This window comes from Streptomyces dysideae, assembly GCF_001514305.1.
In the GTDB taxonomy this organism is placed as follows: Bacteria; Actinomycetota; Actinomycetes; order Streptomycetales; family Streptomycetaceae; genus Streptomyces; species Streptomyces dysideae.
The window spans coordinates 139,487-165,733 of the sequence record NZ_KQ949077.1; the positions used below are offsets into that span (position 1 = coordinate 139,487).

General features: G+C 69.5%; 28 protein-coding genes and 1 pseudogene. 6 read left to right on the top strand and 23 right to left on the bottom strand.

Annotation, left to right across the window (positions count from 1 at the left end):
- Positions 1-21: 21 nt before the first annotated feature.
- The 6 genes and pseudogenes from AQJ91_RS06965 to AQJ91_RS06990 all read right to left on the bottom strand — a co-directional run bounded on the left by AQJ91_RS06965 (position 22) and on the right by AQJ91_RS06990 (position 6,922).
- The gene (locus AQJ91_RS06965; protein WP_079084735.1) at positions 22-705 is read right to left on the bottom strand and encodes an aggregation-promoting factor C-terminal-like domain-containing protein; all 684 of its coding nucleotides are present in this window, start codon (positions 703-705) and stop codon (positions 22-24) included.
- Between the two features lie 398 nt (positions 706-1,103).
- A complete protein-coding gene (locus AQJ91_RS06970) occupies positions 1,104-2,429 on the bottom strand; it encodes a PhoH family protein (protein WP_067017489.1) in 1,326 nt (441 codons plus the stop codon).
- A gap of 308 nt (positions 2,430-2,737) precedes the next feature.
- Positions 2,738-3,511, bottom strand: coding sequence for an isoprenyl transferase (locus AQJ91_RS06975; RefSeq protein ID WP_067017491.1), 774 nt, complete (start codon positions 3,509-3,511; stop codon positions 2,738-2,740).
- 867 nt (positions 3,512-4,378) lie between these two features.
- Positions 4,379-5,177: pseudogene (locus AQJ91_RS06980) on the bottom strand (methyltransferase domain-containing protein).
- Between the two features lie 217 nt (positions 5,178-5,394).
- A complete protein-coding gene (locus tag AQJ91_RS06985) occupies positions 5,395-6,273 on the bottom strand; it encodes an LLM class flavin-dependent oxidoreductase (protein ID WP_067017493.1) in 879 nt (292 codons plus the stop codon).
- A 40-nt stretch (positions 6,274-6,313) separates the two neighbouring features.
- Positions 6,314-6,922, bottom strand: a complete 609-nt coding sequence (locus tag AQJ91_RS06990; protein WP_067017495.1) for a dihydrofolate reductase family protein — start codon at positions 6,920-6,922, stop codon at positions 6,314-6,316.
- A gap of 106 nt (positions 6,923-7,028) precedes the next feature.
- Between AQJ91_RS06990 and AQJ91_RS06995 the strand changes: the two genes are divergently transcribed.
- Positions 7,029-7,403, top strand: coding sequence for a DUF192 domain-containing protein (locus AQJ91_RS06995; protein ID WP_067017497.1), 375 nt, complete (start codon positions 7,029-7,031; stop codon positions 7,401-7,403).
- A gap of 28 nt (positions 7,404-7,431) precedes the next feature.
- On the opposite strand, the gene AQJ91_RS07000 is transcribed toward AQJ91_RS06995, so the two are convergent.
- The 15 genes from AQJ91_RS07000 to AQJ91_RS07070 all read right to left on the bottom strand — a co-directional run bounded on the left by AQJ91_RS07000 (position 7,432) and on the right by AQJ91_RS07070 (position 19,215).
- A complete protein-coding gene (locus AQJ91_RS07000; RefSeq protein ID WP_067017499.1) occupies positions 7,432-7,851 on the bottom strand; it encodes a DUF6281 family protein in 420 nt (139 codons plus the stop codon).
- Positions 7,852-7,925: 74 nt separating this feature from the next.
- Positions 7,926-8,543, bottom strand: coding sequence for an OmpA family protein (locus tag AQJ91_RS07005; protein WP_067017501.1), 618 nt, complete (start codon positions 8,541-8,543; stop codon positions 7,926-7,928).
- 7 nt (positions 8,544-8,550) lie between these two features.
- Positions 8,551-9,135: a hypothetical protein gene (locus tag AQJ91_RS07010; protein ID WP_067017503.1), complete on the bottom strand. Its 585-nt coding sequence runs from the start codon at positions 9,133-9,135 to the stop codon at positions 8,551-8,553.
- 33 nt (positions 9,136-9,168) lie between these two features.
- Complete coding sequence (locus AQJ91_RS07015) at positions 9,169-9,795, bottom strand: pilus assembly protein TadG-related protein (protein WP_067017505.1); 627 nt, start codon at positions 9,793-9,795, stop codon at positions 9,169-9,171.
- Positions 9,792-9,986 carry a Flp family type IVb pilin gene (locus AQJ91_RS07020; protein WP_067017507.1) on the bottom strand — a complete coding sequence of 65 codons (195 nt, stop codon included), beginning with the start codon at positions 9,984-9,986 and terminating at the stop codon, positions 9,792-9,794. Before AQJ91_RS07020 ends, AQJ91_RS07015 begins: the two co-directional genes overlap by 4 nt.
- Positions 9,987-10,121: 135 nt before the next feature.
- On the bottom strand, positions 10,122-10,868 hold the full coding sequence (locus AQJ91_RS07025; protein WP_067017509.1) for a response regulator: 747 nt from the start codon (positions 10,866-10,868) through the stop codon (positions 10,122-10,124).
- Entirely contained in the window at positions 10,865-12,223 is a 1,359-nt protein-coding gene (locus AQJ91_RS07030) for a sensor histidine kinase (protein WP_079084769.1), read from the bottom strand. Before AQJ91_RS07030 ends, AQJ91_RS07025 begins: the two co-directional genes overlap by 4 nt.
- A 19-nt stretch (positions 12,224-12,242) precedes the next feature.
- Positions 12,243-13,130, bottom strand: coding sequence for a DUF5936 domain-containing protein (locus AQJ91_RS07035; protein ID WP_107122372.1), 888 nt, complete (start codon positions 13,128-13,130; stop codon positions 12,243-12,245).
- 22 nt (positions 13,131-13,152) lie between these two features.
- Positions 13,153-14,112: a type II secretion system F family protein gene (locus tag AQJ91_RS07040; RefSeq protein ID WP_107122363.1), complete on the bottom strand. Its 960-nt coding sequence runs from the start codon at positions 14,110-14,112 to the stop codon at positions 13,153-13,155.
- A 71-nt stretch (positions 14,113-14,183) separates the two neighbouring features.
- A complete protein-coding gene (locus tag AQJ91_RS07045; protein WP_067017515.1) occupies positions 14,184-15,521 on the bottom strand; it encodes a TadA family conjugal transfer-associated ATPase in 1,338 nt (445 codons plus the stop codon).
- Positions 15,522-15,540: 19 nt separating this feature from the next.
- On the bottom strand, positions 15,541-15,891 hold the full coding sequence (locus AQJ91_RS07050; RefSeq protein ID WP_067017517.1) for a TadE/TadG family type IV pilus assembly protein: 351 nt from the start codon (positions 15,889-15,891) through the stop codon (positions 15,541-15,543).
- Between the two features lies 1 nt (position 15,892).
- Positions 15,893-16,216 (bottom strand): pilus assembly protein, encoded by a 324-nt coding sequence (locus tag AQJ91_RS07055; RefSeq protein ID WP_234381911.1) that lies wholly within the window; start codon positions 16,214-16,216, stop codon positions 15,893-15,895.
- 131 nt (positions 16,217-16,347) lie between these two features.
- Positions 16,348-17,592, bottom strand: coding sequence for a CpaE/TadZ family protein (locus AQJ91_RS07060; RefSeq protein WP_067017521.1), 1,245 nt, complete (start codon positions 17,590-17,592; stop codon positions 16,348-16,350).
- A 9-nt stretch (positions 17,593-17,601) separates the two neighbouring features.
- On the bottom strand, positions 17,602-18,309 hold the full coding sequence (gene cpaB / locus AQJ91_RS07065) for a Flp pilus assembly protein CpaB (RefSeq protein ID WP_067017523.1): 708 nt from the start codon (positions 18,307-18,309) through the stop codon (positions 17,602-17,604).
- A gap of 60 nt (positions 18,310-18,369) precedes the next feature.
- Positions 18,370-19,215 (bottom strand): hypothetical protein, encoded by an 846-nt coding sequence (locus AQJ91_RS07070; protein WP_199847869.1) that lies wholly within the window; start codon positions 19,213-19,215, stop codon positions 18,370-18,372.
- Positions 19,216-19,547: 332 nt separating this feature from the next.
- Between AQJ91_RS07070 and AQJ91_RS07075 the strand changes: the two genes are divergently transcribed.
- Positions 19,548-21,242, top strand: a complete 1,695-nt coding sequence (locus AQJ91_RS07075; protein ID WP_107122364.1) for a chitinase — start codon at positions 19,548-19,550, stop codon at positions 21,240-21,242.
- Between the two features lie 512 nt (positions 21,243-21,754).
- Here AQJ91_RS07075 and AQJ91_RS07080 read toward each other — a convergent pair.
- Positions 21,755-22,264 carry a YcxB family protein gene (locus AQJ91_RS07080; protein WP_159054502.1) on the bottom strand — a complete coding sequence of 170 codons (510 nt, stop codon included), beginning with the start codon at positions 22,262-22,264 and terminating at the stop codon, positions 21,755-21,757.
- A gap of 756 nt (positions 22,265-23,020) precedes the next feature.
- Here AQJ91_RS07080 and AQJ91_RS07085 point away from each other — a divergent pair.
- The 3 genes from AQJ91_RS07085 (at position 23,021) to AQJ91_RS07095 (ending at position 25,029) form a co-directional block, all read left to right on the top strand.
- On the top strand, positions 23,021-24,217 hold the full coding sequence (locus tag AQJ91_RS07085) for a helix-turn-helix domain-containing protein (RefSeq protein WP_067017531.1): 1,197 nt from the start codon (positions 23,021-23,023) through the stop codon (positions 24,215-24,217).
- Between the two features lie 138 nt (positions 24,218-24,355).
- Positions 24,356-24,664, top strand: a complete 309-nt coding sequence (locus AQJ91_RS51885; RefSeq protein WP_067017533.1) for a hypothetical protein — start codon at positions 24,356-24,358, stop codon at positions 24,662-24,664.
- Complete coding sequence (locus tag AQJ91_RS07095) at positions 24,664-25,029, top strand: hypothetical protein (protein ID WP_067017535.1); 366 nt, start codon at positions 24,664-24,666, stop codon at positions 25,027-25,029. Before AQJ91_RS51885 ends, AQJ91_RS07095 begins: the two co-directional genes overlap by 1 nt.
- A 133-nt stretch (positions 25,030-25,162) precedes the next feature.
- Here the strand turns inward: AQJ91_RS07095 and AQJ91_RS07100 are convergent, their stop codons facing one another.
- A complete protein-coding gene (locus tag AQJ91_RS07100) occupies positions 25,163-25,558 on the bottom strand; it encodes a hypothetical protein (protein WP_067017537.1) in 396 nt (131 codons plus the stop codon).
- A gap of 161 nt (positions 25,559-25,719) precedes the next feature.
- Between AQJ91_RS07100 and AQJ91_RS07105 the strand changes: the two genes are divergently transcribed.
- Positions 25,720-26,232, top strand: coding sequence for a SigE family RNA polymerase sigma factor (locus AQJ91_RS07105; RefSeq protein WP_067017539.1), 513 nt, complete (start codon positions 25,720-25,722; stop codon positions 26,230-26,232).
- The last annotated feature ends 15 nt before the right edge of the window (positions 26,233-26,247 follow it).

Consider the following 26,247-nt stretch of genomic DNA (forward strand, 5'->3'; position numbering starts at 1 on the left):
CCGGGGCCGCGGTCGGTCGGCTCAGTACCAGTTGTTGGCCTGCCAGAACGACCAGGCCTCGCACGGGGAGCCGTACCGGCTGTCCATGTAGTTCAGGCCCCACTTGATCTGGGTGGCGGGGTTGGTCCGCCAGTCGTCGCCCACGGACGACATCTTGGAACCGGGCAGGGCCTGGAAGAGGCCGTACGCGCCGGAGGAGGGGTTGACCGCCCGGTAGTTCCAGTCGGACTCGTGGTCCACGATGTTGCTGAAGCACGTCCACTGGTCGCTCGGCACCATCTGCCGCGCCATCGACTGGATCTGCGCGATGGTGTACGAGCTCGCGACGGGGAAGTCGGAGGGGTCCTTGGCGGCCTTCGCCTTGGCCTCGGCTTCTGCCTTGGCCTTGCGTGCCGCCTCCTCGGCGGCTTCCTTCTTGTCGCGCGCGGTCTTGGCGGCCTCCTTGCGGGCCGCCTCCTCGGCGTCCTTCTTGGCGCTCGTGTCGGCGGCAATGGCCTGCACGTTGGCCTGAGCCGTCAGCGACGCGGTCTGCACCTGGGCCTGCTGGCCCGCGGGTATGTCCGCGAGGAGCGTCGAATCGGCTGCCGTCGCCTCGGCGTCGTTGTTCTGCGCGGTGCTGCCCGAGGCAACGCCGACGACGCTTCCGACAGCGGTGACCGCGGTGGCAGAGGCCACTGCGAATCCCCGGACCGAAATCGGACTCACACGGTTTCCTTCCAGCATCGCCCGCTTCGGTGACCCTGGCGGACGCAATCGTGCCCCTGGCGCTGGCCTCCCAACTGCGGGGTCACGGGAGGCACGGACCCGGTGGGCAACTCCCCCAAGGGGAGCGCCGCGTGAAGCTCGGGCGGCATACGACGACGCTGTGGAGTTGGCTGTGGTGTTGCTGTGGTGCCGTACCGCTGGGGGTACAGGTGTGTCGTATGCGGGGCCTGACAGGAGTGAGACTCTGCCGTAACCGGACGCCGCAAGGCAATTCCGAGTTGCGTGTGAAAGCTCACACCTCGTTTGCCTCAGGGGATTCTCGGAAAGCCGCACACGCCAAGGCGCCGCCCGGCTAGGCTCTTGGCCTTTCCGGACGGCGCCAACTGACCTCAGATCACTCAGACATGGCCATCTTCGAGCATTTCGGTCACAAGCGCCGCGATCTGGGACCTCTCGGACCTCGTCAGCGTGACGTGGGCGAAGAGCGGATGCCCCTTCAGCTTCTCGACGACGGCGACCACACCGTCGTAGCGCCCGACTCGCAGATTGTCCCGCTGGGCGACGTCATGAGTGAGAACCACCCGCGAATTCGCCCCGATTCGGGACAGAACCGTAAGAAGTACGTTCCTCTCCAGCGACTGCGCCTCGTCCACGATCACGAACGCGTCGTGCAGCGAGCGCCCGCGGATGTGGGTGAGCGGCAGGACCTCGAGCATCCCGCGCGCGGTGACCTCCTCGATGACCTCGCGGCTGGTGACCGCGGACAGCGTGTCGAAGACCGCCTGCGCCCAGGGGCTCATCTTCTCGGCCTCGGAGCCGGGCAGATAGCCGAGCTCCTGCCCGCCCACCGCGTACAGCGGCCGGAAGACCATCACCTTCTGGTGCTGACGGCGTTCGAGAACCGCCTCCAGACCCGCGCACAGCGCGAGCGCCGACTTGCCGGTGCCGGCCCGGCCGCCCATGGACACGATGCCCACGTCCGGGTCGAGGAGCAGATCGAGCGCGATGCGCTGCTCGGCACTCCGGCCCTTGATGCCGAACGCCTCCCGGTCGCCGCGCACGAGACGGACGTTGCCCTCGGGCGTGACCCGGCCGAGCGCGTTGCCCCGCTCGGACAGGATGGTCAGTCCGGTGTGCACGGGCAGCTCGGCGGCCTCGGGCACATAGGCGTGCCCCTCCTCGAAGAGGATGTCCACCTGCTCGCCGGGCAGGGTCAGTTCGGACATTCCGGTCCAGCCGGAGGAGTCCGTGATGGCGAGCTCGGCGCGGTACTCCTCGGCGAGGAGACCGACCGACGATGCCTTGATCCTGAGCGGGAGGTCCTTCGACACGACCGTGACGTCGAACCCCTCGGCCTGCAGATTGCGGGCCACCGCGAGGATGCGGGAGTCGTTGTCCCCCAGGCGGTAGCCGCTGGGCAGCACGCTGGGGTCCGAGTGATTGAGCTCGACACGGATCGTGCCGCCGAGTTCCCCGATCGGAATGGGGGCGTCGAGGCGGCCGTACCGGACGCGGTAGTCGTCGAGCAGGCGCAGGGCCTGCCGGGCGAAGTAGCCGAGTTCGGGATGGTGCCGCTTGGCCTCCAGCTCGGTGACCACAACGATCGGGAGCACGACTTCATGCTCGTCGAAGCGGTTCATTGCGTGCGGGTCGGCCAGCAGGACGCTGGTGTCGAGAACGTAGGTGCGCCGGTCTGGCTTGTGGCGCTTTGTGCTGGTCACCACGGAAGGACGTACCCCCTCGGATGAGGTCGGGGAGCGACGGAGTGGAGCTGGACCGGAGTTCGGCGCCCTGCACGGGCCGAAAACCGGCCCTCCGCTGCGTCCGTGCTGACCGCACGATCGGGCTGGTGCAAAGGGCCTCCCGGGCGGACGGCCCCGTGCCGCCCGCTGAGATACGACACCCGTGGTTCGGGTGTCGACCTGCTTGGCTTATGCCCTCGAACATGCGATGCCATGCCAGCGCATATGACGGCGCGCTGATGAACTCCTTGTTACTTCCGTCCCGGGACGACCGCCGGACAGGCGCGTGGTCAGCCGCCGTAACGCCGGTGGCGCGCGGCGTAGTCGCGCAGGGCGCGCAGGAAGTCGACCTTGCGGAAGGCCGGCCAGAAGACGTCACAGAAGTAGTACTCGGAATGGGCCGTCTGCCAGAGCATGAAGCCGGACAGCCGCTGCTCGCCGCTGGTGCGGATCACCAGGTCGGGGTCGGGCTGGTCACCGGTGTAGAGGTGACGGCCGATCATGTCGATGTCGACGGCCTCGGCGAGCTCGTCCATCGAGGTGCCCTTGTCCTGCGCGTCGAGGAGCATCGAGCGGACCGCGTCGGCGATCTCCTGACGGCCGCCGTAGCCGATGGCGACGTTGACGACTATCCCGTCGACGTGCGCGGTGGTCTCCTCGGCCTCCTTCAGCGCATTCTGCATCGGGGAGGGCAGCAGGTCGGGGGTGCCGACGTGGTGGACCCGCCAGCGGCCGTCGGTGGCGAGGGTGCGCACGACGTCCTCGATGATCCCGAGGAGGGGGCCCAGCTCGTCCTGGGGGCGGTCGAAGTTGTCCGTCGACAGCAGCCAGAGGGTGACGACCTCGACGTCCGTCTCGGAGCACCAGCCGAGGAACTCCTCGATCTTCTCCGCGCCGGCCCGGTGACCGTGCACGGTGCTGGAACCCGCGGCCTTCGCCCAGCGCCGGTTGCCGTCCATGATGACGCCGATGTGCTTGGGCACCTGAGCGTGGTCCAGGTGGCCTTCCACCCGGCGTGCGTACAGCCTGACCAACAGGCCGCGCAGCATGTCGCGCAGGTTCACGTGATTGTCAGCCCCTCCGTATACGGATGGACAGGCGCGGCCCGAACCCGGCGCTCGGCCGTGGGCGACCCCTGTCCGCATGGCGGTCCCCGCGGGGTCCGTATGGCGGTCCCCCGGAGGCGAAGCCTACCCCCGCGGTACCGAGGCGCCGCCAACGAGTGTCAGGCCCGGGTGAGGGGCCCTTGCACCACTCAAACCGGACGGCAAAGAAAACGGCAAAGAAAACGGCAAAGAAAACGACACAGAAAAACGGGCCGGTCCGTGGGGGGGAGACGGACCGGCCCGAGGGGGGGTTTCCACCATAACCCTTCGTAAGTGCTCCTGCGTACAGCGGCGCGCCATGACTACTCTCCGAAACCGGCCGACGACGGGCCGGTGGCCGCAGAGGGCCCTTTTCGGGGTGCCGCATGGCCGGATCGCGGCGTATTCCCTGGGCAAACGGGTGGGATGCGGAGAGATCCGGAGGGTTTGCCGGATCTTGGGACCCGTTCGGCGTGTTGTCCCCGCCCCCTCCACCGGGCGAGCCGGGCAGTGAACGCCCGGTGGAGGGGGCGGGCGCCTTCCTCACATCGGGCCCGGCCAGGGTGTGATGCGCGTCCAGCAGGGAGTGCACGGCACCGCGCAACCCCCTCCACCGCGCGATGCCGCCACGCAACTTTGCTTACGCGAATTGCCTTGGTCTGAACTCAGGTGAGAGGCGGAACGCAGGCGAGCCGCCCGCGATAACAATGTGGAAGCCGCCTGGAGCCCTTGGAAGCACAGGGGCGATCCGCCCCGCATACACCGATTGCACGGTTTGCAACATGCGCCTTTGAGGCAACCGTGCGACCTTGTTAACAGAGGACAGGATCTGACCTCATTCGGCGCTCACTCGTTGGGCTTGTGGGCCTCGACGAGGTGGCGGGTGCTGTGGGCCACGAAAGGGCCCCTCAGTCTCGATGCGGTCGTGCAGGGCGCGGAGTTGGTGCTCGTACGCCTCGACCGTGAAGCCGGGGACCATCCAGATCACCTTGCGGAGGAAGTGGACGACGGCGCCGATGTCGTGGAACTCCATGCGCAGCCGCTCGGCCCGCAGGTCGACGATCTCGAGGCCGGCGGCCTCGGCGGCGGCGCGTTCACGATCGGGATGACGGTCGCTGCTCCGCTCGGCGGGCAGCGGGCCGAGGAAGTACTCGACGACCTCGTAGGCGCTGCGGGGCCCGACGTGCTGCGCGAAGTACCTGCCGCCGGGCTGCAGCACGCGGACGATCTCCGCCCACCGCGGGCCGACCGGGTGCCGGCTGCTCACGAGGTCGAACGTGTCGTCCGCGAAGGGCAGCCGGGCGTCCTCGGGCGCGGCGACGACCGCGACGCCGCGCGGCCGGAGGAGGGCGGTGGCCTTGGCGGCGTTCGGCGGCCAGCCCTCGGTGGCGACCGTGACGGCCGGGGACTTCAGGGCGCGTCCGAGGGCGAAGTCGAGTACTTCCCCTCCACCCGTCTGGATGTCGAGGGCGGCCTCCGCCCCGGCCAGCCGCTCGGCGAGGGACGTGGCGTATCCCCATGACGGCCGTGCCTCGGTGGCCCGTCCCTCGAACCAGGAGAAGTCCCAGCCCTCGGTGGGGGCGGCGACGGCTTCGGCGACGAGTTCGTCGTAGCGGCGGTGGCTTCGGCCCTGCTGCTCTCCCATGGGCTGATCGTCGCAGAGCACGGTCGGCCACCGCCGCTGATTTTTCTCCGGCGGGATGACGTGTGAGGAAAGGGTCAGGAAGGGGGCGTCAGCTGCTCGGCGGCGCACAGGATGCGTGTCGCCGCCCCGGGGTCGAGTACGCCGGGGACCAGTACGCCCAAGACCGTTCGGGGCGTGCGGCTGAGCGGACTCACTCCTGCTCAGTCCGCAGGAACGGTTACGGGACCAGCGGTCGTACTTCCTGCGCCGCGAAGCGGATGAAGGCCTCGGGGTCGGCTTCGTCCGCCGTCGGCTGGAGGACCACCGTGTCGGCACCGGCGTCCGCGAGCCGCTGGACGGCCTTGGCGACGGCGCCGGCGTCACCGGCGACACCGAGGTCCGGGACGGCGCCCAGGTCCATCTCGGCGAGCTCGGCCCTGAGCCGGGCGGGTCCGTCCGGGCCGGTGGCGGTGAGGAGGTAGACGACGACCTGGTGCGGGTCGGTACGCCCGGCGGACTCCCGCCCCTCGTCGATGAGCTGACGGGCCCTCCGTACGCCCTCGGGCGGTGTGCCGGCGGTGAGTACCGTCCCGTCGGCGGCCTCGCCGGAGAGCCGCAGGGAGCGTGGGCCGGTGGCGCCGGCGAGGACGGGCACGGTGTCGGGGCCGAGGGGCGGCCAGTCCAGGCCGACGTCGTCGAGCCTGACGTACCGCCCCTCGGTGGTGAGCCGCTCCCCGCGCAACAGGGCACGCAGGGCGAGGAGATGCTCGCGCAGCAGCGTCACCGGCGACTCGACCCGCGCCCCGACCTGCCCCATCCAGTCCTGTACGCCGTGTCCTACGCCGACGATCGCACGGCCCGGGAACATGCGGTGCAGCGTGGCGGTCTCCATCGCGGTGACGGCGACGTTCCGCAGGGGCACGGGCAGCAGTCCGACGCCGATCCTGACGCGCTCGGTCCAGGCGAGGGCGGCGGCGGCCGTGGAGATGCCGCCCTCCAGGAAGCAGTCCTCCCAGAGCCAGAGCTCCTCGAGTCCGGTGTCGTCGGCGAGGCGGGCGAGGACGCGCAGTCGTTCGGGGGGCAGTTGCGGACGGAAGACAGCACCGAGTCCAGTCATGACAGCTTCCTATCGAGGTCCGGCTGCCCTCACAACCGCATTACCGGCCCCCGGTGACGTCCTTGTCCTCCTTCTCCCTCTCATAGCGCAGCAGTACGACGCCGTTGCCGAAGGTCCGGGTCTCGACGAGCCGAAGGGCTGTGACGTCCCCGGCCCCAGCCTCGGCTTCGGCTTTGGGGAAGAGCTGCCGGCCGCGGCCGACGAGCACGGGATGGACGTAGATCCGGAACTCGTCGACGAGCCCGTACCGCAGGAAGGTGGCGGCGAGGTCGGCCCCGCCGAGCCCGAGGTCTCCCCCGGCCTGCTCCTTCAGCGCCCGGATCTCCTCGGGGACGACCTCGTGGACGACGGTGGTGTTCCAGTCGGCGTGGTCGAGTTTCCGCGAGTAGACGTACTTCGGGATCTCCCGCCAGATCCCGGCGAACTCGGCCATGGTTGCGGGGATGTCGGGATCGGCGTCGGCGGTGGGCCAGAAGTCGGCCATGAGTTCGTAGGTGACGCGGCCGTGGAGGATGCCGCCCATCTGCCGGACGACGTCGTTGAAGTGCTGGTGCAGTTCGTCGTCGACGCGGTGCCAGGAGATGTCCCGGTCGGGGCCTTCGAAGTAGCCGTCGAGCGACAGGGACATCATCAGCACGATCTTCGGCATCTGCCGGTCACCTCTTTGTGAGCGGTGGGTGGGTGTGCCGGGGCGGGTCTATTGTCACGCCTTGTTGCACGGTGCGGGCGGGAGGCAGGGCCGGAGGTGTCTGGGTATGGCGCGGTGGCGTGATGGGCGGGGCGAGTTGGTGGTGCACGGGGAACAGGGGCGTGTCGTCGTTCCGCTGGAGGTCGCCTCGTCCTATCGGGCCCGCACGCGGGGGCTGCTCGGGCGGGACTCCGTCGACGGGGCGCTGCTGCTCACGCCTGCCGGCCAGGTGCACACCTTTCGTATGCGGATGCCCATCGACGTGGCCTACCTCGATCGCCGTCTCCGTGTCATCGCCGTACGCACCATGCGGCCCGGGCGGCTCGGACTGCCGCGGCTTCGGTCCCGGCATGTGCTGGAGGCGGGGGCCGGGGTAATGGTGGGGTGGGGGTTGCGGATTGGGGTGCGGGTGGAGGTGGAGGTTGCCGGGGGTGGAGTGTGACCCGGGCCCCGGCACCGGGCCACGTCTGTCAGGAGCCGTCGATCAGCTTCTGGACCTCGGGGGGAATCTCCGTGCCCGAGCGGACCGCGACGAACACGACGTCATCGGGTGCCTCGCCCACCGCGATGGCGATGCTGGGGTCCAGGCCCTCGACCGCGTAGGCGGTCGTCACGGCCGGGGCGGTCTCGCCATCGTCGTTGTCGTTCGGGGTGTCGTCGCAGGTGGGGAGGGTGGCGGTGCCGAGCTCGTCCCCCACGGTGAAGTCGACGTTCGCCACGTCGGAGTACGTACGGTTCGCGTACTCGGCCAGGAACACACAGGACGCCGCGGAGTCGCCACCACCACCACCGCTCACCGACGTACAGCCGCCGACGGCCACCGTGACGACGGCCGCCGCCGACAACACCCATGTGAACCTGCCCCGCCTGGCCGCAAGTACCTCTGCCATCACTGCCCACCCACCCCTCAGTCCGGAGATCTGTCCGACCTCTTGAGTACCGACGGAGCAGGCGGGGATTTCGTTCAGGACGTGCGGGGGAAGGAGACCTCCACCCTTCGGTTCTTCTTGCGGCCCGACTCCGTGGCGTTGGAGGAGATGGGGTACTGCTCGCCGTAGCCGCGTACCTCGTAGGTGACGGCCGAGTCGTTCAGCTCCGACTCCAGGACCTTCTGTACGGCGTTGGCGCGCTGCTTCGACAGGACGTCGCCGTGGGCCGAGGAGCCCAGGTTGTCCGTGAAACCGAAGACCCGGATCTTCGACGCGTTCTGCGTCGTGATCTCCTCCGCGATCGCCGCGATACGGGACTTCGCCTCACCGGTCAGCTTCGCGCTGTCCTTCGGGAACAGCACCTCCGACTGGAGCGCGAACTTCACGTCCGCGTTGGTGTCCTCGCGGCGTTCGTCGCCGGTCTGGTCCTCGACGACCTGCTTGATGTCCAGGACCTTCGGCTCGGCGAGGGTGCCGCCCTCGGGGAGCTTCAGGTCGGGGTCGTTGGCGTCCACCTCGACGGGGGCGGAGGCGGAGGCTTCCGTGCCCGGGGGGACGCTGGGGGAGTCTTCGGCGTCCGCCGTTGTGGCGCCGTAGATGTTCGCCGCGACCATGATGGTGGCTGCGGTGAGGGTCAGGGAGAGGCGGGTCATCTTGGCCTCACCCGGAGATCTGGATGGTGGCGGCGGCGAACGTCGGGAGCTGGAAGGTGACTTCGGTTGTGTCGGTGGGCGGGGCCGGGAACTGCATGAACACCGGGATGGAAGCGCCGGCCTTGATCCTCGGCATGCTTGTCGTCGTCAGGGGCCGGCCGTCGGTGTCGCGCAGTACGTAGTAGCGCTTCTTAGTCGCCGAGTCGACCAGGGTTGCGCCGCCCAGCGACGTCCCGTGCCTGATGATCTCGGTCTCGTCGCCCGACACCCGTGCGGAAACCCGAGCCGCCTCGTCTCCGTCGTTCTTCAACTCGCCGCTCACAGTGACGAACCCTCCTGAGTCCCTCTGAGCAGAGGTGATCTGGAGGATCAGGCCGTCCTCGCCCTTGAGCTCGGCCAGCAGCTCGTCCGTCCCCTCCTGAGTACTCGGATCAGACCCACCACGCTTGCCTTGGGAGGCGGAAGCCGATGTCTCCGGTTTCTTGTCTGCGTCGCTTCCACTGCCGCAGCCGGCCACGCCGAGGGCCAGTCCGGCCGCAACGGTCAGTGCGACCATCCCCCTGCGGGCCTTCGTCGTGAACCGAATACTCATGCCTCTGCTTCCTTCGTCACTCGTCGTTCGCTGTCAGTCGGCCAGATGGACGTCGAAGAGGTCCTCGGAGCCCGGAAGAAGAGCATCGGGGCCATTCGGGTCCAGGTCCCAGTTCTTGTCCTCGCAGGTGAGCTGCGGCAGTGGCAGTACGTCGTTCCCGTCGCCCTCGTCGCCCCCGTCGTCTTCGCCGGGGAGTTCGAACGCACAGCGAGGCTCGATCACCGCGGTGGCGGACGCCTTCGCGAACTTCTCCTCCGTGCCGGGGACGATCGAGTCCCCGACGGGGGTGTCCGTCTCGACCTCGACCTCGTAGCCCAGAGGGTCCGTCGGAGCGCAGGCTTCTACGTGGGCGTCGTTCTGCGCCGCGAGTTGATCGGCTCGCCAGCATGACGGGCTCAGTCCATCCACGTTGCCGTCGAAGATGTCCTGCCACTTCATCGGGTCGAGTATGTCCTCCACCCACTGCCCCGCGAGCTGGTCCCGGGCGTCCTGCGCCGCAGCGAGTGCCGCCGCATCGGCTGCCGTTTGGGCGCCGTTGCGATTTGCTGCGGCCTGGCCGACCGCAAGGTACGCGAACGCAAGAAAGAGCAGGCCCCCCACGACCGTGATGTAGATGGGGAAGGCCTGCCCTGCGTCGCCGTACTTGCGGCGCGTGATCATCCGGTGAGCTCGTCGATCTTCTCCACAATCGCGTCGTAGATCTGCTGCCCGATGTCCGTCCCCGTAATAGCCAGCACAATCGCCACCACCACCGCGATGATGCCCAGATACTCCACCGCCGTCTGCCCCTTGTCGTCGCGAGCGGAGCGCCCCCGCAGGTATGCGACGGTGGTGTTGATCCAGTTGCTCATGGTGTTCCCCTCCGGTGTCGGGCGATCGCTGAGCGCTGGGCTCGTAAGTCTCGCGAGGAACGTACGCCAGAACAACCGGAACGTCAGAGGGTCCCTGGGCCCAAATCGGGGCTCCGTCCGAAGATCGGCCGATTGTCATCGCCAGTCTCCCGGGGCCGTGCCCAGCCATTTGGCGGCGGCTTCCGCCCGGCTGGTGCTGTGGAGCTTGGCGAAGATGCGGTTGATGTGGTTCTTGACCGTCTTCTCGGTGATGAAGCAGGCGGCGGCGATCTGCTGGTTCGTCATGCCTGACGCGATGAGGTCCATGATCTCCGCCTCCCTCATGCTGAGTTGGAACCTCGACTGTCCCACACTCGATTGCGATTGCGAAAGCACTTTCCGAAAACTGGGACGTGAAGCGGATGTTCGCGGTGAATTTTCGTGTGCAATCGCATCTTGGAGCCCGAGCCGAGCCCCCGGCCACGAAGCCACCGCCACCTCCGCCGTCGGCGTCAACCGCCGCCTCCCCCGCCGAACCTCCCGCACGGCGTCCACCAACTCCCCCGCCGTGAACTCCCCGTGCACCAGATACCCGACCGCCCCCCGCCGCAGCGCCTCCCGCACCGTCTCCGACTCCCCGCTGTAGGTGAGCATCATGACCGGGGCCAGCCGTACCAGGTGAGGAAGGGCCGTGATGCCGTCCATGCCCGGCATGCGGACGTCCAGGAGGATCACGTCGGGGCGGTGGTGGCGGGCCGCGTCGTGGGCCTCGCGGCCGTCCACCGCCTCCGCCACGACCCTTATGTCCTCGTGGGTGGAGAGGAGCGCCGTGAGGCCGGCCCGGACCACCGGGTTGTCGTCGGCCACCACCACCCGGAGGGGGGCGGGCTGCGGCTCGTTCATGGGGTCGCCTTCGTCGTCGTCAGGGCCGACAGGGCCGCCAGGGGGAGTTCGAGGCGGATCTCCGTGCCTCGGGGGTGGGTGCCCCGGCCTATGTCGATGCGGGCGCCCACGGAGGCGGCTCGCTCGACCATGCCGAGGAGGCCGAAGTGGCCGGTTCGGCGGAGGTGTTCGAGGGTGGTGCCGGGGGGCAGGCCCGTGCCGTCGTCGTAGACCGTGAGCAGGAGGACGTCGTCGCGGACGCCCGCCCGGACGTCGACGCGGGTCGGGTTCGCGTGGCGGTGGGCGTTCTCCATGGCCTCCTCGGTGATGGTGAGGAGCTGGCGGGCGACAGCGGGTGGGACGCGGGGTGCGGCGGTGCTGTCGTCGCCTGTGGGGTGATAGGTGGCCCGTACGCCCGTCCTGGTGCTGAAGTCCTTCACACTGGACGCCAGTTCGGCCAGTACGTCCGTCCCGTGCGCCGGGTCGGATTCGCGGCGCAGGTCCGCCAGGAGTTCGCGGGACTCTGCCGCGGCCTGGCGGGCGGAACGGGCCACCAGCTCCGCCCGTTCCTTGAGCTGGGCCGGGGCCGTGTCGGCGCGGCCCGCCGAGGCGGCGAGGGCGTCGGCGGCCAGGGCGACGCCGTGCAGGGTCTTCGCCACCGAGTCGTGCATCTCGCGGGCCAGCCGGGCCCGTTCCGCGCCGACCGCCTCGGTGACCGCCAGGCGGGCCTGGACCGTCGTCAGGGCCTGGGTGGCCGTGCCGAAGCGGAGCATGAGGCCGCGGAGCGTGGAGCCGACCGCGCCGGTGATGACGCAGAAGCCGGGCAGCAGGAGTTTCTCCGCGACGGTCGCGTTCGCCGCGTCCTGGGCGATCGCGTACACCAGCAGGAGGATCAGCGCCTGGAGGCTGGCGAAGACCGCGGCGCCCCGCCAGCCGTAGACGATGCCGGCGAGGAGGGGGGTGCAGACGCTGACGTAGGCGAGGGTGGTGTCAGGGCCCGCGGAGATCAGGAGGAGCGAGGCGAAGAGGGTGTCCACCGCGAGGAGGGTGGGGTGGCGGAGGAGGAGCGGGCCGAAGCGTTCCCAGTCCCGGAAGAGGACGTAGGAGCCCATGAAGGTCACGACCACCGCCGCTCCCACCAGGCGGGCGCCCAGGCCGGGGGCCGCGTTCAGCAGGGCCGCGGGGGCGGAGAGGGCGATCATGGCCAGGCGGAAGCCGAAGACCTGGCGGCTCATCGCCTGGAGGGCGTTGACCTGGAGGGGTATGGCGGGGGTCGTAGGGTGCTCGGACGGCGTGATGGTCTCCGGGGACTTCGGGCGGGCGCGCAGCACACCGATGCCGCCGCCCCTCGGTGTCTTCGCCCTCATCAACGGCATCGTGCTCACCCGTCCCCCTCTACTCCCCGGTGATGGAGCCGAAGTCCGTCCCCGAGCCGAGCAGCAGCCCCGCCCCGAGCAGGATCATCGTGGCCGGCACCATGAACGTGGTGATCATCATCGTGGCCTTGGGGACGGCCCGCGCGGCCTTGCGGCGGGCGTTCTGGGCGTCCGTGCGGCGCATGTCCTTGGCCAGCGCGACCAGGGTGTCGACGATCGGGGCGCCCAGTTCCTCGCCCTGCTGCAGTGCCGTCACGAACATCGCGACCTGCTCCGAGTCGTTCCGCCGCCTCAGCTCCGCGAAGGCATGGCGGCGGCTCATGCCCAGGTCCATCTGGCGGAGCGTGATCCGGAGTTCGTCCGCCCAGGGGCCCTCGTACTTCGACGCCACCCGGTCCAGCGCCTGCCGGAAGCCCAGGCCCGCGCTCACCACCACCGCCAGGACGTCCAGGAAGTCCGGCAGGGTGCGCTCGATCTCGTCCTTCCTGATCCGGATCGCCGACCAGATGCCGACCTCCGTCCAGAACGCCCCGAAGGCCAGCAGCAGCAGGGCGAGCAGTACGTCGCCGCGCAGCAGGAACACCAGGAAGCCGACCCCGCCGAGGAAGCCGTAGACCGCCCTGCGCGCGGCGTAGCGGTCGATGGTCAGGCCGCCGGGGTTGCCCGCGAGGTCGATCTTGCGGCGGTACCTGGCCACCATCTTGGGGCCCATCAGCCGTAGGACCGCGGGGGCGTAGCGCATGCCCATGCGGTCGATCAGCGAGTCCACCGCGCCCGTGCGGGTCGCGCCGATCTCCAGCGCCAGTGCCAGGTCGCCGGGCAGTTTGGCGTCCGCGCGGTACATGCGGATGCCGGCGAAGACGCCCCAGACGCTCAGGCCCATCACCAGCGCGAGCAGAAGTCCCACTCCCATGACCACTCCCCGCCCCTCAGACGTCGATCCGCGACAGGCGGCGGATGAGGATGAACCCGACCGCGTACAGCGCGAACGCGATGAGCACCGCCGCCTGGCCGACCGGGGAGCCCGTCATCCGGTCCAGGGCGCCGTCCTTCACGCCGTTCATCAGGAACAGGGAGCCCACGCCCAGTACCGGGACCGCGTACGACGTCATGTTCACCTGGGAGAGCTGGGTACGGACCTCGCGCCGGGTCTCCTTCCGCTCCTCCAGCGTCTCCGTCAGGTTGCGCAGCGCGCTGACCACCTGGCCGCCCGCCCGGTTCGAGAGGACCAGCGTGGTCACCAGGACGACCAGTTCGCGGGACGGGAGGCGTTCCGCCAGCTCGTTCAGGGCGTCGTCCATCGAGGCTCCGACCGCCAACTGGTTGCCCACCTTGGCCAGTTCCTCACCCGCCGGGGCCTCCAGCTCTTCCGCCGCCATGCCGATGGCCGTGCGGAGCGCGAGGCCGGCGTGGGCGGCGTTGGCCAGGATGCGGGCCAGTTCGGGGAGCTGGTTGATGAACTTCTCGATGCGCTTCTGGCGTTGCCAGTTGAGGAACTGGACCGCGACCCCGACGCCCAGCAGTCCGGCGATCGGCCCGAAGAAGGGCGCCAGCGACGCCTGGCCGATCAGCCACAGCCCCGCCACCGTCGCCATCATGTAGACGAAGAACTCACCCGGCGTGACGTCCAAGCCGGTTGCCGCGAGCCGTAGTTCGAGCTTCTTGCCCAGTTTCGTACGACGCAGGCGGCGGTCCAGGGTGTGGAAGCGGCGTCGGCGGCCGCCGCCCGTTATCTGGCCGGTGGCGGACAGGCGGTCCACCAGGGCCTGGCGCTGTGCCCTGCCGGACGCGTACGCGTGCAGGCCCAGCACGACCAGGACGCAGGTCAGGAGCGCGATGCCGGTGGTGAGCGTGATGCGGGTCTGGAGTTCCAAAGCAACGGGATCCATGGCAACGGGATCCATGGCAACGGGGTCCATAACAGCGGGGTCCATAACAGCGGGGTCCATAACAGCGGTTCCTACCTGGCTTCTCGGATGGCGAGCTGGTCTGCGGTCCGGGCGATGCCGAAGGCCTGGGGGATCGGCTGGCTCGCCATGTAGAGGCGGTCGGCGGTCCGGCGCGGCAGGGGGTGGTACTCGAAGGCGCCGTGGACGCGGCCGTCCGGCGCCATGGGCTGCGCCTGGAAGCGGGCCACCGACGCCAGGCGGTACGGCTCCGAGCCGTGGCTCTCCAGGATCGCGATCTCGGTGATCCGGCGGGCGCCGTCCGGGAAGCGGGTCAGCTGGATGATGACGTCCACCGCGCTGTTGATCTGGTCGTGCAGCGCCTCGAAGGGGACCGCCACGTCGGACATCGACGCCAGGGTCTTCAGCCGCATCAGCGCGTCCTCCGTGCTGTTGGCGTGCACGGTGGCCAGCGAGCCGTCGTGGCCCGTCGACATGGCCTGGAGCATGTCGAGGGACTCGCCGCCGCGGACCTCACCGACCACGATCCGGTCGGGGCGCATCCGGAGGGAGTTGCGGACCAGGTCGCGGATGGTGACCTGGCCCTTGCCCTCGACGTTCGGGGGGCGGGACTCCAGGCGGATGACGTGTGCCTGCTGGAGCTGGAGTTCGGCGGAGTCCTCGATGGTGATGATGCGCTCGGACTCGGGGATCAGGCCCGACAGCGCGTTCAGCAGCGTCGTCTTTCCGGTGCCGGTCGCGCCCGAGACGATGATGTTGGCCTTCGCCTGCACCAGCCCGGCCAGCAGATACACCATGTGCTCGTCGAGCGAGCCGAGGCCGATCATCTCGTGCAACGTGAAGGAGCGCGGGAAGCGGCGGATCGTGAGGGTCGCGCCGGTGAGGGAGAGCGGCGGGATGATGACGTTCACGCGCTCGCCGGACGGGAGGCGGGCGTCCACCATGGGGTTCGACTCATCGACCCGCCGGTTGACCGTCGAGACGATCCGCTCGATGGTCTGCATCAGCTGGTCGTGGGAGGGGAAGCGGATCGGCAACTGCTCGACCCGGCCCGCCCGCTCGACGAAGATCGCGTCCGGGCCGTTGACCATGATCTCGGTGATCGACGCGTCCTCGAGGAGCGGTTCCAGGATGCCGAGGCCGAGTGCCTCGTCCACGACCCGCCGGATCAGCTGCGAACGCTCGACCGTCGACAGGACCGGTCCCTCACGGCTGATGATGTGCCCGAGCACCCGCTCGAGCCGGGCCCGGCGCTCGGCCGCGGCCAGCGAGGACATCTCCGCGAGGTCGATCTCCTCGAGCAGCTTGGCGCGGTACGAGGCGACCAGATGGCCGTCCTCGCCCTTGCTGCCGTTCTCCTCGGGGGTGTTGATGCGTGCTCGCAGGCTCATGGTGTTCCTCGTTCCCGCGTCAGTGGTCGAGCGGCATGGTGGCGGTCTTCCGGGCGGGGTCGAAGTTCCAGCCGGGGACGATGGACGGGATGTCGATGGTGGCGGTGACCGTCACCGTGTCGTCGCCGTACGCGGCGGGACAGTCGGGGGCCAGCCAGTCGCTCACCGCGTTCGCGCAGCCCTCCGCGGCGCTCTCCTGGAGCGAGGCGGCCCGCGCACCGGCCCGGGCCGCCGTGCCCGCCTGCTGGGCGGTGTAGGCGATCAGCCCGATCTGTACGCCGGCCATGGCGACGAGGATCAGGATCGGGATGAACCCGAGGTATTCGAGTGCGACTTGACCGCGATCGCGATGACTGCGCTGGTACGCCATCTCAGCCCGTCTCCTCCTCTACGGCCCCCGCGTGGCCCTCGACCTCGAACGGGAAGCCGATCGAGCCCGGGAAGAGGACGGGGACCCGGAGCGTGACGTCGGCGGTGACATAGCCGCCGCCGGTGCCGCACGACACCGTGCCGCCCCACGCGTCCGGCAGCTTCTCCAGCCCTGCCGCCTCGCACGCCCCCTCCCGGGCCCCCGGATCGGCCGCGGTAGCCGCCCGTACCGCCTCGTCGGCAGCATTCCCCGCGAGCGTGAACGTGTACCCCAGCAGCACGAACTGCCACAGCAGCACCAGTGTCAGAAGGATCAGCGGCAGCATGCCGAGGAACTCGATGGCGACCTGGCCCTCGTCCCGCCCCCGGCGCGACCGCACCCAACGCGACAGTTCCCTGCGTGACGGTTGCCTGCGTGACAGTCCCCCGCGTAACAGTCCCCTGCGTGAAAGCACGCTCACCCTCGCCTTCGGAAGCTCACAGCGCCCCGGTCCCCCCGGAACTTGGCGTGTTTCTGGGCGCCTTCGGGGGCCTTGACCAGCCCCAGCTCCCCCGCGAGCCCCCACATCGCCTGCTTGACCGCGCCCTTGCTGTCGAGTTCGTGGACGCGGCCGGCGTCCACGGCGCCCTGGAGTTCCTTCCAGTTGGCGGGGATCGCGGTGGCGGCGACGCCCGTGCCGGTGATCTTCTGGATGAGGGCGGGCTGTATCTCCGCACCGCGGGTGTGGCGGTTGACGACGACGGTCGTCTCCTCCGCCTTGCGGATCTGCAGCCGGTCCCACATCCGGACCGTGCGCTTGGCGCCCCGGACCGCGACCACGTCCGGGGTCGTGACCAGCAGGGCCGTGTCCGCCATCTCCACCACGGCCGCGCTCGCCCCGCTCATCTGGGCGCCGCAGTCGACGACGACGACCTCGTAGCGGGAGCGCAGGGCGGTGACGATCTGGCGGGCGGCGCGGTCGGTGACCTCCTCGCCGCGCTCCCCCTCGCCGGGGGCGAGGAGCAGGGCGACGCCGGTGTCGTGGCGGAAGACGGCGTCGGCCAGGACGCGCGGGGAGATGTCGGTGATGGTGGCGAGGTCGGCGACCGAGCGGCGGAACTGGATGTCCAGGTAGGAGGCGATGTCGCCGGCCTGGAGGTCCATGTCGACGAGGGCGGCGGTCCGGCCGGACGCCTGGGCGGCGAGGGCGAGCTGGATGGCGGTGAGGGTGGTCCCCACACCTCCTTTGGCGCCGCTGACGGTGACGACCGTGCCGCCGACCCCGCCGCTGTACACCTCGATACCGGCGCCGAGGTGACGCCGTACGCCCACCGACCACTGGGCGACCGCCTGGACGCGGCTGGCGAGTTCCTCGTAGTTGATCGGGAGCGCGACGAGGCCGCGGGCGCCGTAGTCCATGGCGGCCTGGAAGAGGCCGGGGCCGGCGTCGGAGGTGACGAGGATGACGCCGACGGCGGGGAAGCGCAGCGCGACCTCGCGGATCAGCTCCAGCGCCGGGACCGGGCCGATCCGCTCGTGCACGACCACGACCTCGGGCAGTTCGTCGACCGACTCGGCGGCGAGGCGGGCGAGGGTGTCGACGAGCTGGGTGGAGTCGACGACCGGGGCCACCGGCTCGGCGTCCGGGAGCTGGCTGAGCAGAGTCGTGAGGGACCGGACCGCGTCCGCGTCGCCGACTGCCGGGAGGATCCTCGTGGGCATGCGGGCCTCTCACTTGTCCGTCGCGAGTTCGTACGTACGGTCCTTCTCGGCGATGTCGCTGCCGCCGCCGGGCGCCACCAGCGCGAGCCGCACCTGCTCGGCGAACGACTCGGCGTACGTGATGCGCTGGGCGTCGAGGGTGGAGAGCGCGAAGGTGATCGGGACGGCCTCGGTGAGCTGCCGGCTGCGGTTGCTCTCGGTGGGTTCGAGCGGGGTCAGCTTGCCCACGTCGAGGACCCTGGCGTTGGTGACGATGATCTTCGCCTGGTCGGGGGCGCCGTCGCGCTCGCCCTCGAAGGTGGCGTAGACGTTGACCGTGGAACCCGGGGTGATCTTCCCCGCCACGCCGGTCGCCGCGTCGATCATGATGGCGACCTCCTGTTCGTTCGCCTGGAGCGCGGGCTGGGCCACGATCATGTCGCTCTGCAGCAGGGACCCCGCGCGCAGGGTGGTGACGGCGATCTTGCCCTGGATCTCCCGGAGGTTGGTGACCGCGTTCTCCGACAGCCACCGCTCGGGCATCTCGATCTTCTCGAACTGCCCCGCGCGGAGCGCCGTATAGGGCGTCACGTTCGTCTTGACCCGGTACGCGGTGACCTCGGGGCCGACCTTGGACTTCACGTCACTGATGACGGACAGGACGCCGGCGAAGGCGCCGAGGGCGCAGACGACCGACAGGAGCAGGAGTATCACGCCGCGGCGCTGACGGGAGTTCATGAACCGTGCAACCTCATTGGGGGAATCGGCCGAGAGCGGTCGGGTCGGGGTCGGGGACGGTCAGCCGGTGAGGGCCGGCCGGTCGGGGGCTGGGGGCGGGGTCGCGGAACAGAAGACACAGCGGTCGCCGATGACATCGATGCCGCACCAGTGGCAGACGCCCTGCCGTACAGAGGTCACCAGCTGATAGAGCACGGGCAGGTCGGGCAGATACGCGCAGAACTCGATCAGCTTCGAGGTCCCCCACCAGGCGGCGGACTCGGCGGGCAGGCCGGCCTCGCGCAGCCCCTGGACGTTCCAGGACTTGGCGAGGTGCGCGGTGACCCAGTCGGACTGCAGCTGCCCCTTGGCGACGAGCAGCGAGGTCGCGAACTCCGGCCCCGCGAGGGTGGCGTCGGGGGCGATCCGGACGAGCTGCGGTTCCGGATGTGCGAGTACGCCGAACTGCGCGCCGGGCACCCAGGACTTGGCGTGCGCCTTCAGCCCGACGGGCACCCGGTCGAGCTTTGCCACGGAGCCGAGCAGCGCCCCGGCGTGGATGTAGTGGGTGAGCAGCCGGCCGGCCGAGGCGAGGACGCCCGGGCTGAGGTCGCAGGAAGCCAGCTGTCTCAACTGACGGGCCAGGACGGCGACTCCGAGGGGCGGCAGATCGGGCCGGAACAGGGCGACACGGTCACTCTCGAGAAGGGACCGCACGGTGTGCAGCCGCTGCCGCACGGCCCGGGGTGCCGCCTGTGAACAGACGACGATCACGTGCCCGTGCTGCTCGATCAACCCCTGCATGACGACCAGGGAGTGATCCAACGGCTGCCGGTCCAGGTCCCGCAGCACGACGGCGGGCACGGTTCGCTCATCCTGCGGCGGCAGCGCCAGATCGGCACTGGTCACGGCAATGGCAGTTGGCACGCGCGCTCCCCGCTTCACCGCCCGGTTCGGTCGACCGGCGTCACTCCGACATACCTGTTTGACTTCAGTGCGTGACTCCCGAGAACTGTATCCACGCCTTTGTGACCGGAGAACAGCCTTTCTGCAGCCAGAGGAGAACTGGCGATTCGCAAGACACGCCAAAACAGGGCAGGTTACGCATCTCGCTGGACACGGACGGGGGTTGGGTGGGGTACGACGCTTGACGCGCATTCCGGTCCGGACCTCTTGACAAGGGCATTGGTCTGGACCAACTTGTACGTGCAGCGGTGGCCACCGTCGTCCTCAACTCCTCTCCCCCACCGGAGGCCCCAGTGGACCGCGCGCCAAGACGCCTTTGGGCGGCAGCAGTCACCGCACTACTCACTCTCGGCGGCGTAGGCGTAACCGGCGCGGGTGTGGCATCCGCCGCGGACGTCAACAACGTCAAGAACGCCGGCTACGAGTCCGCCCTGACCAACTGGACCTGTTCCGCGGGCAGCGGTACGACGGTCTCCTCGCCGACGCACTCCGGCTCGGTCGCCCTCAAGGCGACCCCGGCCGGGCAGGACAACGCACGGTGCGCCCAGACGGTCACCGTCCGGCCGAACTCGACGTACACGCTGAGCGCGTGGGTACAGGGCGCGTACGCCTATCTGGGCGTGACAGGCACGGGAACGACGGACGTGTCGACCTGGACCCCGGACTCGACTGCCTGGAAGCAGCTGTCGACGACCTTCAGCACAGGCTCGTCGACGACATCGGTGACGGTGTACACACACGGCTGGTACGGCCAGGCGCCGTACTACGCGGACGACGTGTCGGTGTACGGCCCGGACGGCGGCGGTGGCGGCGACCCGGCACCGACGATCCCGGGCGCGCCGGGTGGTGTGTCGGTGTCGAGTACGACCTCCTCGTCGGTGTCGCTGTCCTGGAACCCGGTGTCGGGTGCGACGGACTACAGCATCTACCGCAACGGCACGAAGGTGACGGCGGTGACCGGAACGTCGGCGACCGTGACCGGGCTGGCGGCCTCGACGTCGTACACCTTCCAGATCACGGCGACGAACGCGGCGGGCGAGTCGGCGAAGTCGGCCGCGGTGACCGGAACGACGACGGCACTGCCCGACGACGGAGGCACAGCCCTCCCGCAGCACGCGGTGACGGGCTACTGGCAGAACTTCGACAACGGCGCGACGGTGCAACGCCTCTCCGCCGTCCAGTCCCAGTACGACATCATCGCGGTGGCGTTCGCGGACGCGACGACGACGCCGGGCGCGGTGACCTTCAACCTGGACTCGGCGGGGCTCGGCGGCTACCCGGTCGACCAGTTCAAGGCGGACGTGAAGGCGAAGCAGGCGGCCGGGAAGAAGGTCATCATCTCGGTGGGCGGCGAGCGCGGCACGGTGACGGTGAACGACTCGACGTCCGCGACGAACTTCGCGAACTCCCTCTATTCGCTCATGCAGACGTACGGCTTCGACGGCGTCGACATCGACCTGGAGAACGGCCTCAACGCGACGTATATGACGCAGGCGTTGCGGGCGTTGTCGGCGAAGGCGGGGCCGTCGATGGTGTTGACGATGGCGCCGCAGACGATCGACATGCAGTCGACGTCGAACTCCTACTTCCAGACCGCGCTGAACGTGAAGGACATCCTCACCGTCGTCAACATGCAGTACTACAACAGTGGTTCGATGCTCGGCTGCGACGGCAAGGTGTACGCGCAGGGCTCGGTGGACTTCCTGACGGCGCTGGCGTGCATCCAGCTGGAGGGCGGGCTGTCACCGTCGCAGGTGGGACTGGGGTTGCCGGCGTCGACGCGGGCGGCGGGGAGTGGGTACGTATCCCCGTCGGTGGTGAACAGCGCGCTGGACTGCCTGACGAAGGGGACGGGGTGCGGGTCGTTCAAGCCGTCCCGGACGTATCCCGGGCTGCGGGGGGCGATGACGTGGTCTACGAACTGGGATGCGGCTGCGGGGAATTCGTGGTCAGGTTCCGTGGGGCCGCATGTGCATGCGTTGCCGTGACGGTTGCTACTTGAGGCTGGTCTCGTGCCCGTGGCCGGCTGGATCGACAGGGCAGTGAAAGATGTTGAGCGTGTAGCAAGACCCCAAGGGATGCCGACCTCATTCATCTCGGGCATGACCAGCCCCACGTGGTGGTGCGGGCGCTTGGGGCTGGTCAGGCGGTGGGAGGGACGCTGGTCCGACGCGCGAGGCCCCGGGCAGGCCCCACCAGCTATTGCCCAGGGGCCGGGGACCGCGCGCGGCGGATCAGCGGCACCTCACCGACCGATCAGCCCGCGCCCGCCCCGGCCCGCCCACGGTGGGCCGGGGTCCTTGATACAAGCAAGGAAACGGCGGGTCGGGCCTGGTGGCGTGGGCCGAGGGTGCCGTGAGCTCTCCGTCTCAATGACCCAGTCAAGCGCCACCGCGCGGCCGGAGCACCAGGGCACGTCGCGGGCACGCGTAGATGAGCTTGGCACGAGCGCGGTGACCGTGAGCCCGGACTGGCGGCTTTGCAGTACGGCGAGCTTGGATCAGACCCGGGTGGCGTTCCGGTCGAGGATGGCCCGCAAGCGGTCGACATCCGGCGGTATCGCGGCGCCGCGCTTGGGGAGGACGACAATGCCGACGCTGTGCTTGTCGGGTGTCATCAGCACGAAGAGCGTGTCATTCTCCGCGTACCGGGTGATCATCGGCCATCGGAACGTCGTCTCGCTGTCTTGCGAGGTCAGCCGCACCCCGGCTTCGCCCACAACAGCCCGGAATTCCCCCTGCGGGGCGACCATCCGGTGTACCTGCCGTGCCTGCAGGGCGGGTACCAGCACGTGCAGACCGATGAGCAGGGCCAGCGCCGCGAGGCAGAGCACCGTCAACCCGAGGTGGGGTCCCTTCGGCAACGTGAGGGTCACGACAAGAGCGCCCAGCACGACGATCGCGCTGGCGAGGATAATCCCGCTCTGCAGCCGCCCCGCCGGTGTGGCCCGCATCCGCGCCCGGAGTGCCCCCGTTGCGTCCGCGGTCGTCGGCACGTAGGCCAACTCCACGGTGCTCGTTTCCTGCACGGTCGCTCCCCAGATCGTCGCGCTGCCGAGCCGCGATCGTAGCGGGGCCCGCCGACAGTTGGGGCCCCAGGGCTACGCCTTGTCGAGCTGGCCTGCTCCTTTGCTGGGGGAGTGATAGATCGGGGCTGGGGCTACTGACTACAGGGCGGCGGAGTGGGCTTTGGCCGGTGTTCTGCCCGGGTTGGGGTCGGGCATGGTCAGGGGGCCCTACGCTGGCCCGGCAACTCGGGCAGGTCTTGATCCTGCCCGCAATGTGCACGAGTGGCCCCCTGGACTTGCCCGACGCGGGCCCCGCCCCGGGGAGGCGGGTAAAGCCCACGGAGCCAACCGACCCCACCGCCGGGCCTGCGCCCGGCCAACTCCCCGCCGTCGCCTCGCTGTCGGCCTGGCACTCGCCGTGCGGGCTCATCCGGCTTTCTCCGCGCTTCCGCTCGTCCGCTGTGCTGTCTCTGCGCGGCCTGGTCGCTGGCCGGCCCGCGGTGGCGGAGCCGAGAGCGGGCCGGGTGGGCGGCCGTGCCGCGCGCGACCCGCGCCAGCGGGTCGCCTTGAAGACGTAGAGAAAGTTTGGACGTATCACGCTTCGGTGGTGCCCGTCAGCTGGTCGTTCGGCTGGGGTGTGGTCGGTCCTGGGGCTGGCGCGTGCGGGGCCTGTGGCCGTCCGGGATGATCGCTGTTCGGCCGGTCCGGGGCCGTGTTGCAGGGGTACCGTCTGAGTGTTACCGCAGAACGGAGTTCGCCGTGTCTCAGAGCATCGAGGAGCACACCGGCGCTCGGATCGCTCGTATCCGGAAACAGCGTGGACTGACGCAGCAAGGGCTGGCGATGCGGGCTCACGTGTCGAAGTCCCTGTTGTCGAAGGCCGAGTGCGGACAGAAGCCCGCCTCTCCGGCTCTCGTTGCGGCCTGTGCCCGCGCGCTGGGTGTTTCCACGTCCGAGTTGCTGGGGCAGCCGTATGCCGACGAATTGCGCCGGGACCGGATGGATGCGCTGATCCAGCCGATCCGTGAGGGGCTGGAGAACTGGGACATCGCTCTGGACTGGGAGACGGCTCCGCGCCCGGCCGCGTTGATCTGGACGGATGTTCAGCGTGCTCTGGAGCAACGCCGTCAGGCGCAGTACACGGACATGGTGCGCGACCTGCCCGTGCTGATCGACGAGTCAGTGCAGGCGGTGCACACCAGTACCGGGGAAGAGCAGCGGCTGGCCTACGAATGTCTGGCGGAGACATTCCGCTGTGTGTTCACCGTGGCGTGGAAGCTCGGCTTCCTCGATCTGGCGACCGTTGCGCTGGACCGGCTCGCCTGGACCGCACCGCGCGCCGACGAGCCGGGGCTGGCCGCCATGCATGCCTTCCTGCGTGCGCAGACCACGATGTCGTCGGGTCGGTACGACGTGGGGCTGCGGGTGGTCGACAAAGGTCTGCGGGACCTCGATGGCCAGGAGTCACGCCGCCCAGCGGGTATTGAGGCGATGCGGGGCATGCTGCATTTGCGCGCCGCGACCATCGCGGGTCGCATGAAGGACAGGGAGCACGCCGACGCCCGCCTGGCCGAGGCCCGTGCCCTTTCCCAGGCCACAGGCGAGTTGCCCGACTTCGGCGTCACCTGGGGGCCGGTGAACGTCGGTGTGCATGCCGTGGCCATCGCCTCGGAGGCCGACGACTTCGGGCGCGCGATCGAACTCGCCGAGAACGTACGCATCCCGCGCGGCTGGACCCGCTCCCGGGCCGGGCACCACTGGATGGACCTCGGCCGGGCTCACGCCTGGTCAGGCCACCCGGAGCAGGCGTTGGACTGCCTGCATCAGGCTCGGCGCATCGCTCCGCAGCAGACCCGCTATCACCCGACTGTGCGGGAGACCGTGCTGGCCATGAAGCGGCAGGAACGGGCGCGTAACGGCTCGCTGGCGCAATACGCGGAGTGGGTCGGGATATAGCGGGTTCCCGGCGAGAGGAGTTGCACCCTTCGATGCAACTGCTGTGCAGCGCCAATCGGCAGGCTGACGTCTCGTCAGGACCCCCGCGACCGGGCGAACGGTCCGGGGGCGTGGCCAACGCTGACAAGGGGCGTCGACATGCCGCACTGTATCGTCCACATCTTCGAGCCGCTGTTGCGGCTGTTGTGGCCCGCACCGGGCCGCCACCGCAGACCTGATCGCCACTCCATGAGCCTCCGTGTGGAGGCATCGACTGAGTGTCCGCCTCGCGTACCCGCTGCCTCGGTGTTGCGCGGTGAGGACATCGGACTGGTCCGCCCGTACCTGGTCGCGCACGAGCAGCGGGAGCGGCAGCGCCGACGGGCACCGCGGCGCGCACTGCGGCTGGCCGTGCACGGCATCGACATCGGGCCCTGGCTGATTGGCAGCGTGGAGGTGCGGGCCTGATGAGCCTCACGAATCAAACCCGCCTGCTCCCCTGGGCCGGGCCGGAAGGAAAACCCTGCTACCTCGCAGGCGACGGGACCGGATACCTGTCACGCCTCGCTGACAACATGGAGTCAGCCCAACTCGGCCTGGCCGGTGAACTCGTTCAGGAGGCACAGCGGGTTCTTGACGGGCGCCAGTGGACGCCGGGCGAACTGCACCTGCTGACAGTCCAGTTGACCGAGGCATTGACGAACGTCCATCGGATCGCGGTGAGCCGAGGCGCGCGCCTGCCCGCACCGGCCTACGACGACATCGGTGCCCTCGACAAGCCGGACGACGAGGACGACGACCAAGACGCCGTGCAGCCTGTCCAGCGCGGCTGACCCGCCCGTCGCCAATCGCCGTTCCTGCCGGATGCCTGCCGCATCCTGGCCGGAGCGGGTTACGCATCAGGAATCCCCGGGGGCTACGGCCGATCCGGGGATTCCTCGTGTTTCCGGATCGACTCAGTCGGCCTCAATCGATCGGCCGGTAGTAGCCGAGGACCGCCGCCAGTTGGCCGAACCACTTCTGCAGGCGGTCCCGGCGTTTGGCGTCGACTGCGCACTCGTAGAACCTGCCGTCGAGGTGGATCACGGCGACCATGACCCCGTTGCCGGTGGGCGCGGCCTGGTAGTGGACGCTGCGGATCTCCTGCCAGGGGAAGTCGGCGGTCAGGCCGTGGTTCTCGAAGGAGACGCCCGTCGCGTCGATGACGACCGCGTTGTGGCGGTCGACGGCGAGGAACTCCGGGCCGGCCGGCTGGACCGGTTGGGGCTGGGGCGGAGCGTACGGGGGCGGAGGTGTCGGCGCGTACTGCGGTGGCGGTGGGCCGAAGCCCTGTGGAGGCTGGCCGTGTGAGGGGTCGTGCATCGTCGGTCTCGGTTTCTCGCGCGTCCGGGGGATCCATGTGATCGGTACCGAAACCTACCTGCTGTACGCCGTCCGGCCGCCATGAAACATTTCCGGGGCCCCACCGCATCAATGAGGTGTAGGCGATGTGAGCAGCAGGCAGGCACAGGCAGGGGGCGTTCATGAGACAGGGCCGCGCGGACGGGTATGCGGAGTTCGCGTCGGCACGTGCCGGGCATCTGTATCGGTCCGCGTGTCTGCTCACCGCGGGGGACACGCACCTTGCCGAGGATCTGGTGCAGGAGACCCTCGGGCGGTTGTACGTGCGGTGGGGGCGGGTTTCGAGAGTGGGGAATCCTGCTGGGTATGCGCAGACCGTTCTGACGCGGACCTTTCTGGCCCATCAGCGGCGGCGGAGCAGTACCGAGCGGGCCACCGATGTGCTGCCCGACCGGGCTGTCTACGGCGGTCATGGTGATGTGTCGCTGCGGCTGACCCTGCTCGAGGCGCTCGGGCGGCTGCCGGCCAAGGACCGGGCCGTGGTGGTGCTGCGGTACTGGGAGGACCGGTCCATCGAGGAGACCGCAGATGCGATGAACGCGAGTTCCGCGGCGGTGCGGACCCGGTGTTCCCGTGCGCTCGGGCGGCTTCGGGAGCTGCTCGGTGAGGATCTCGGCGAGTACGCCGCCCACTGAGCCGCTGAGCCACTG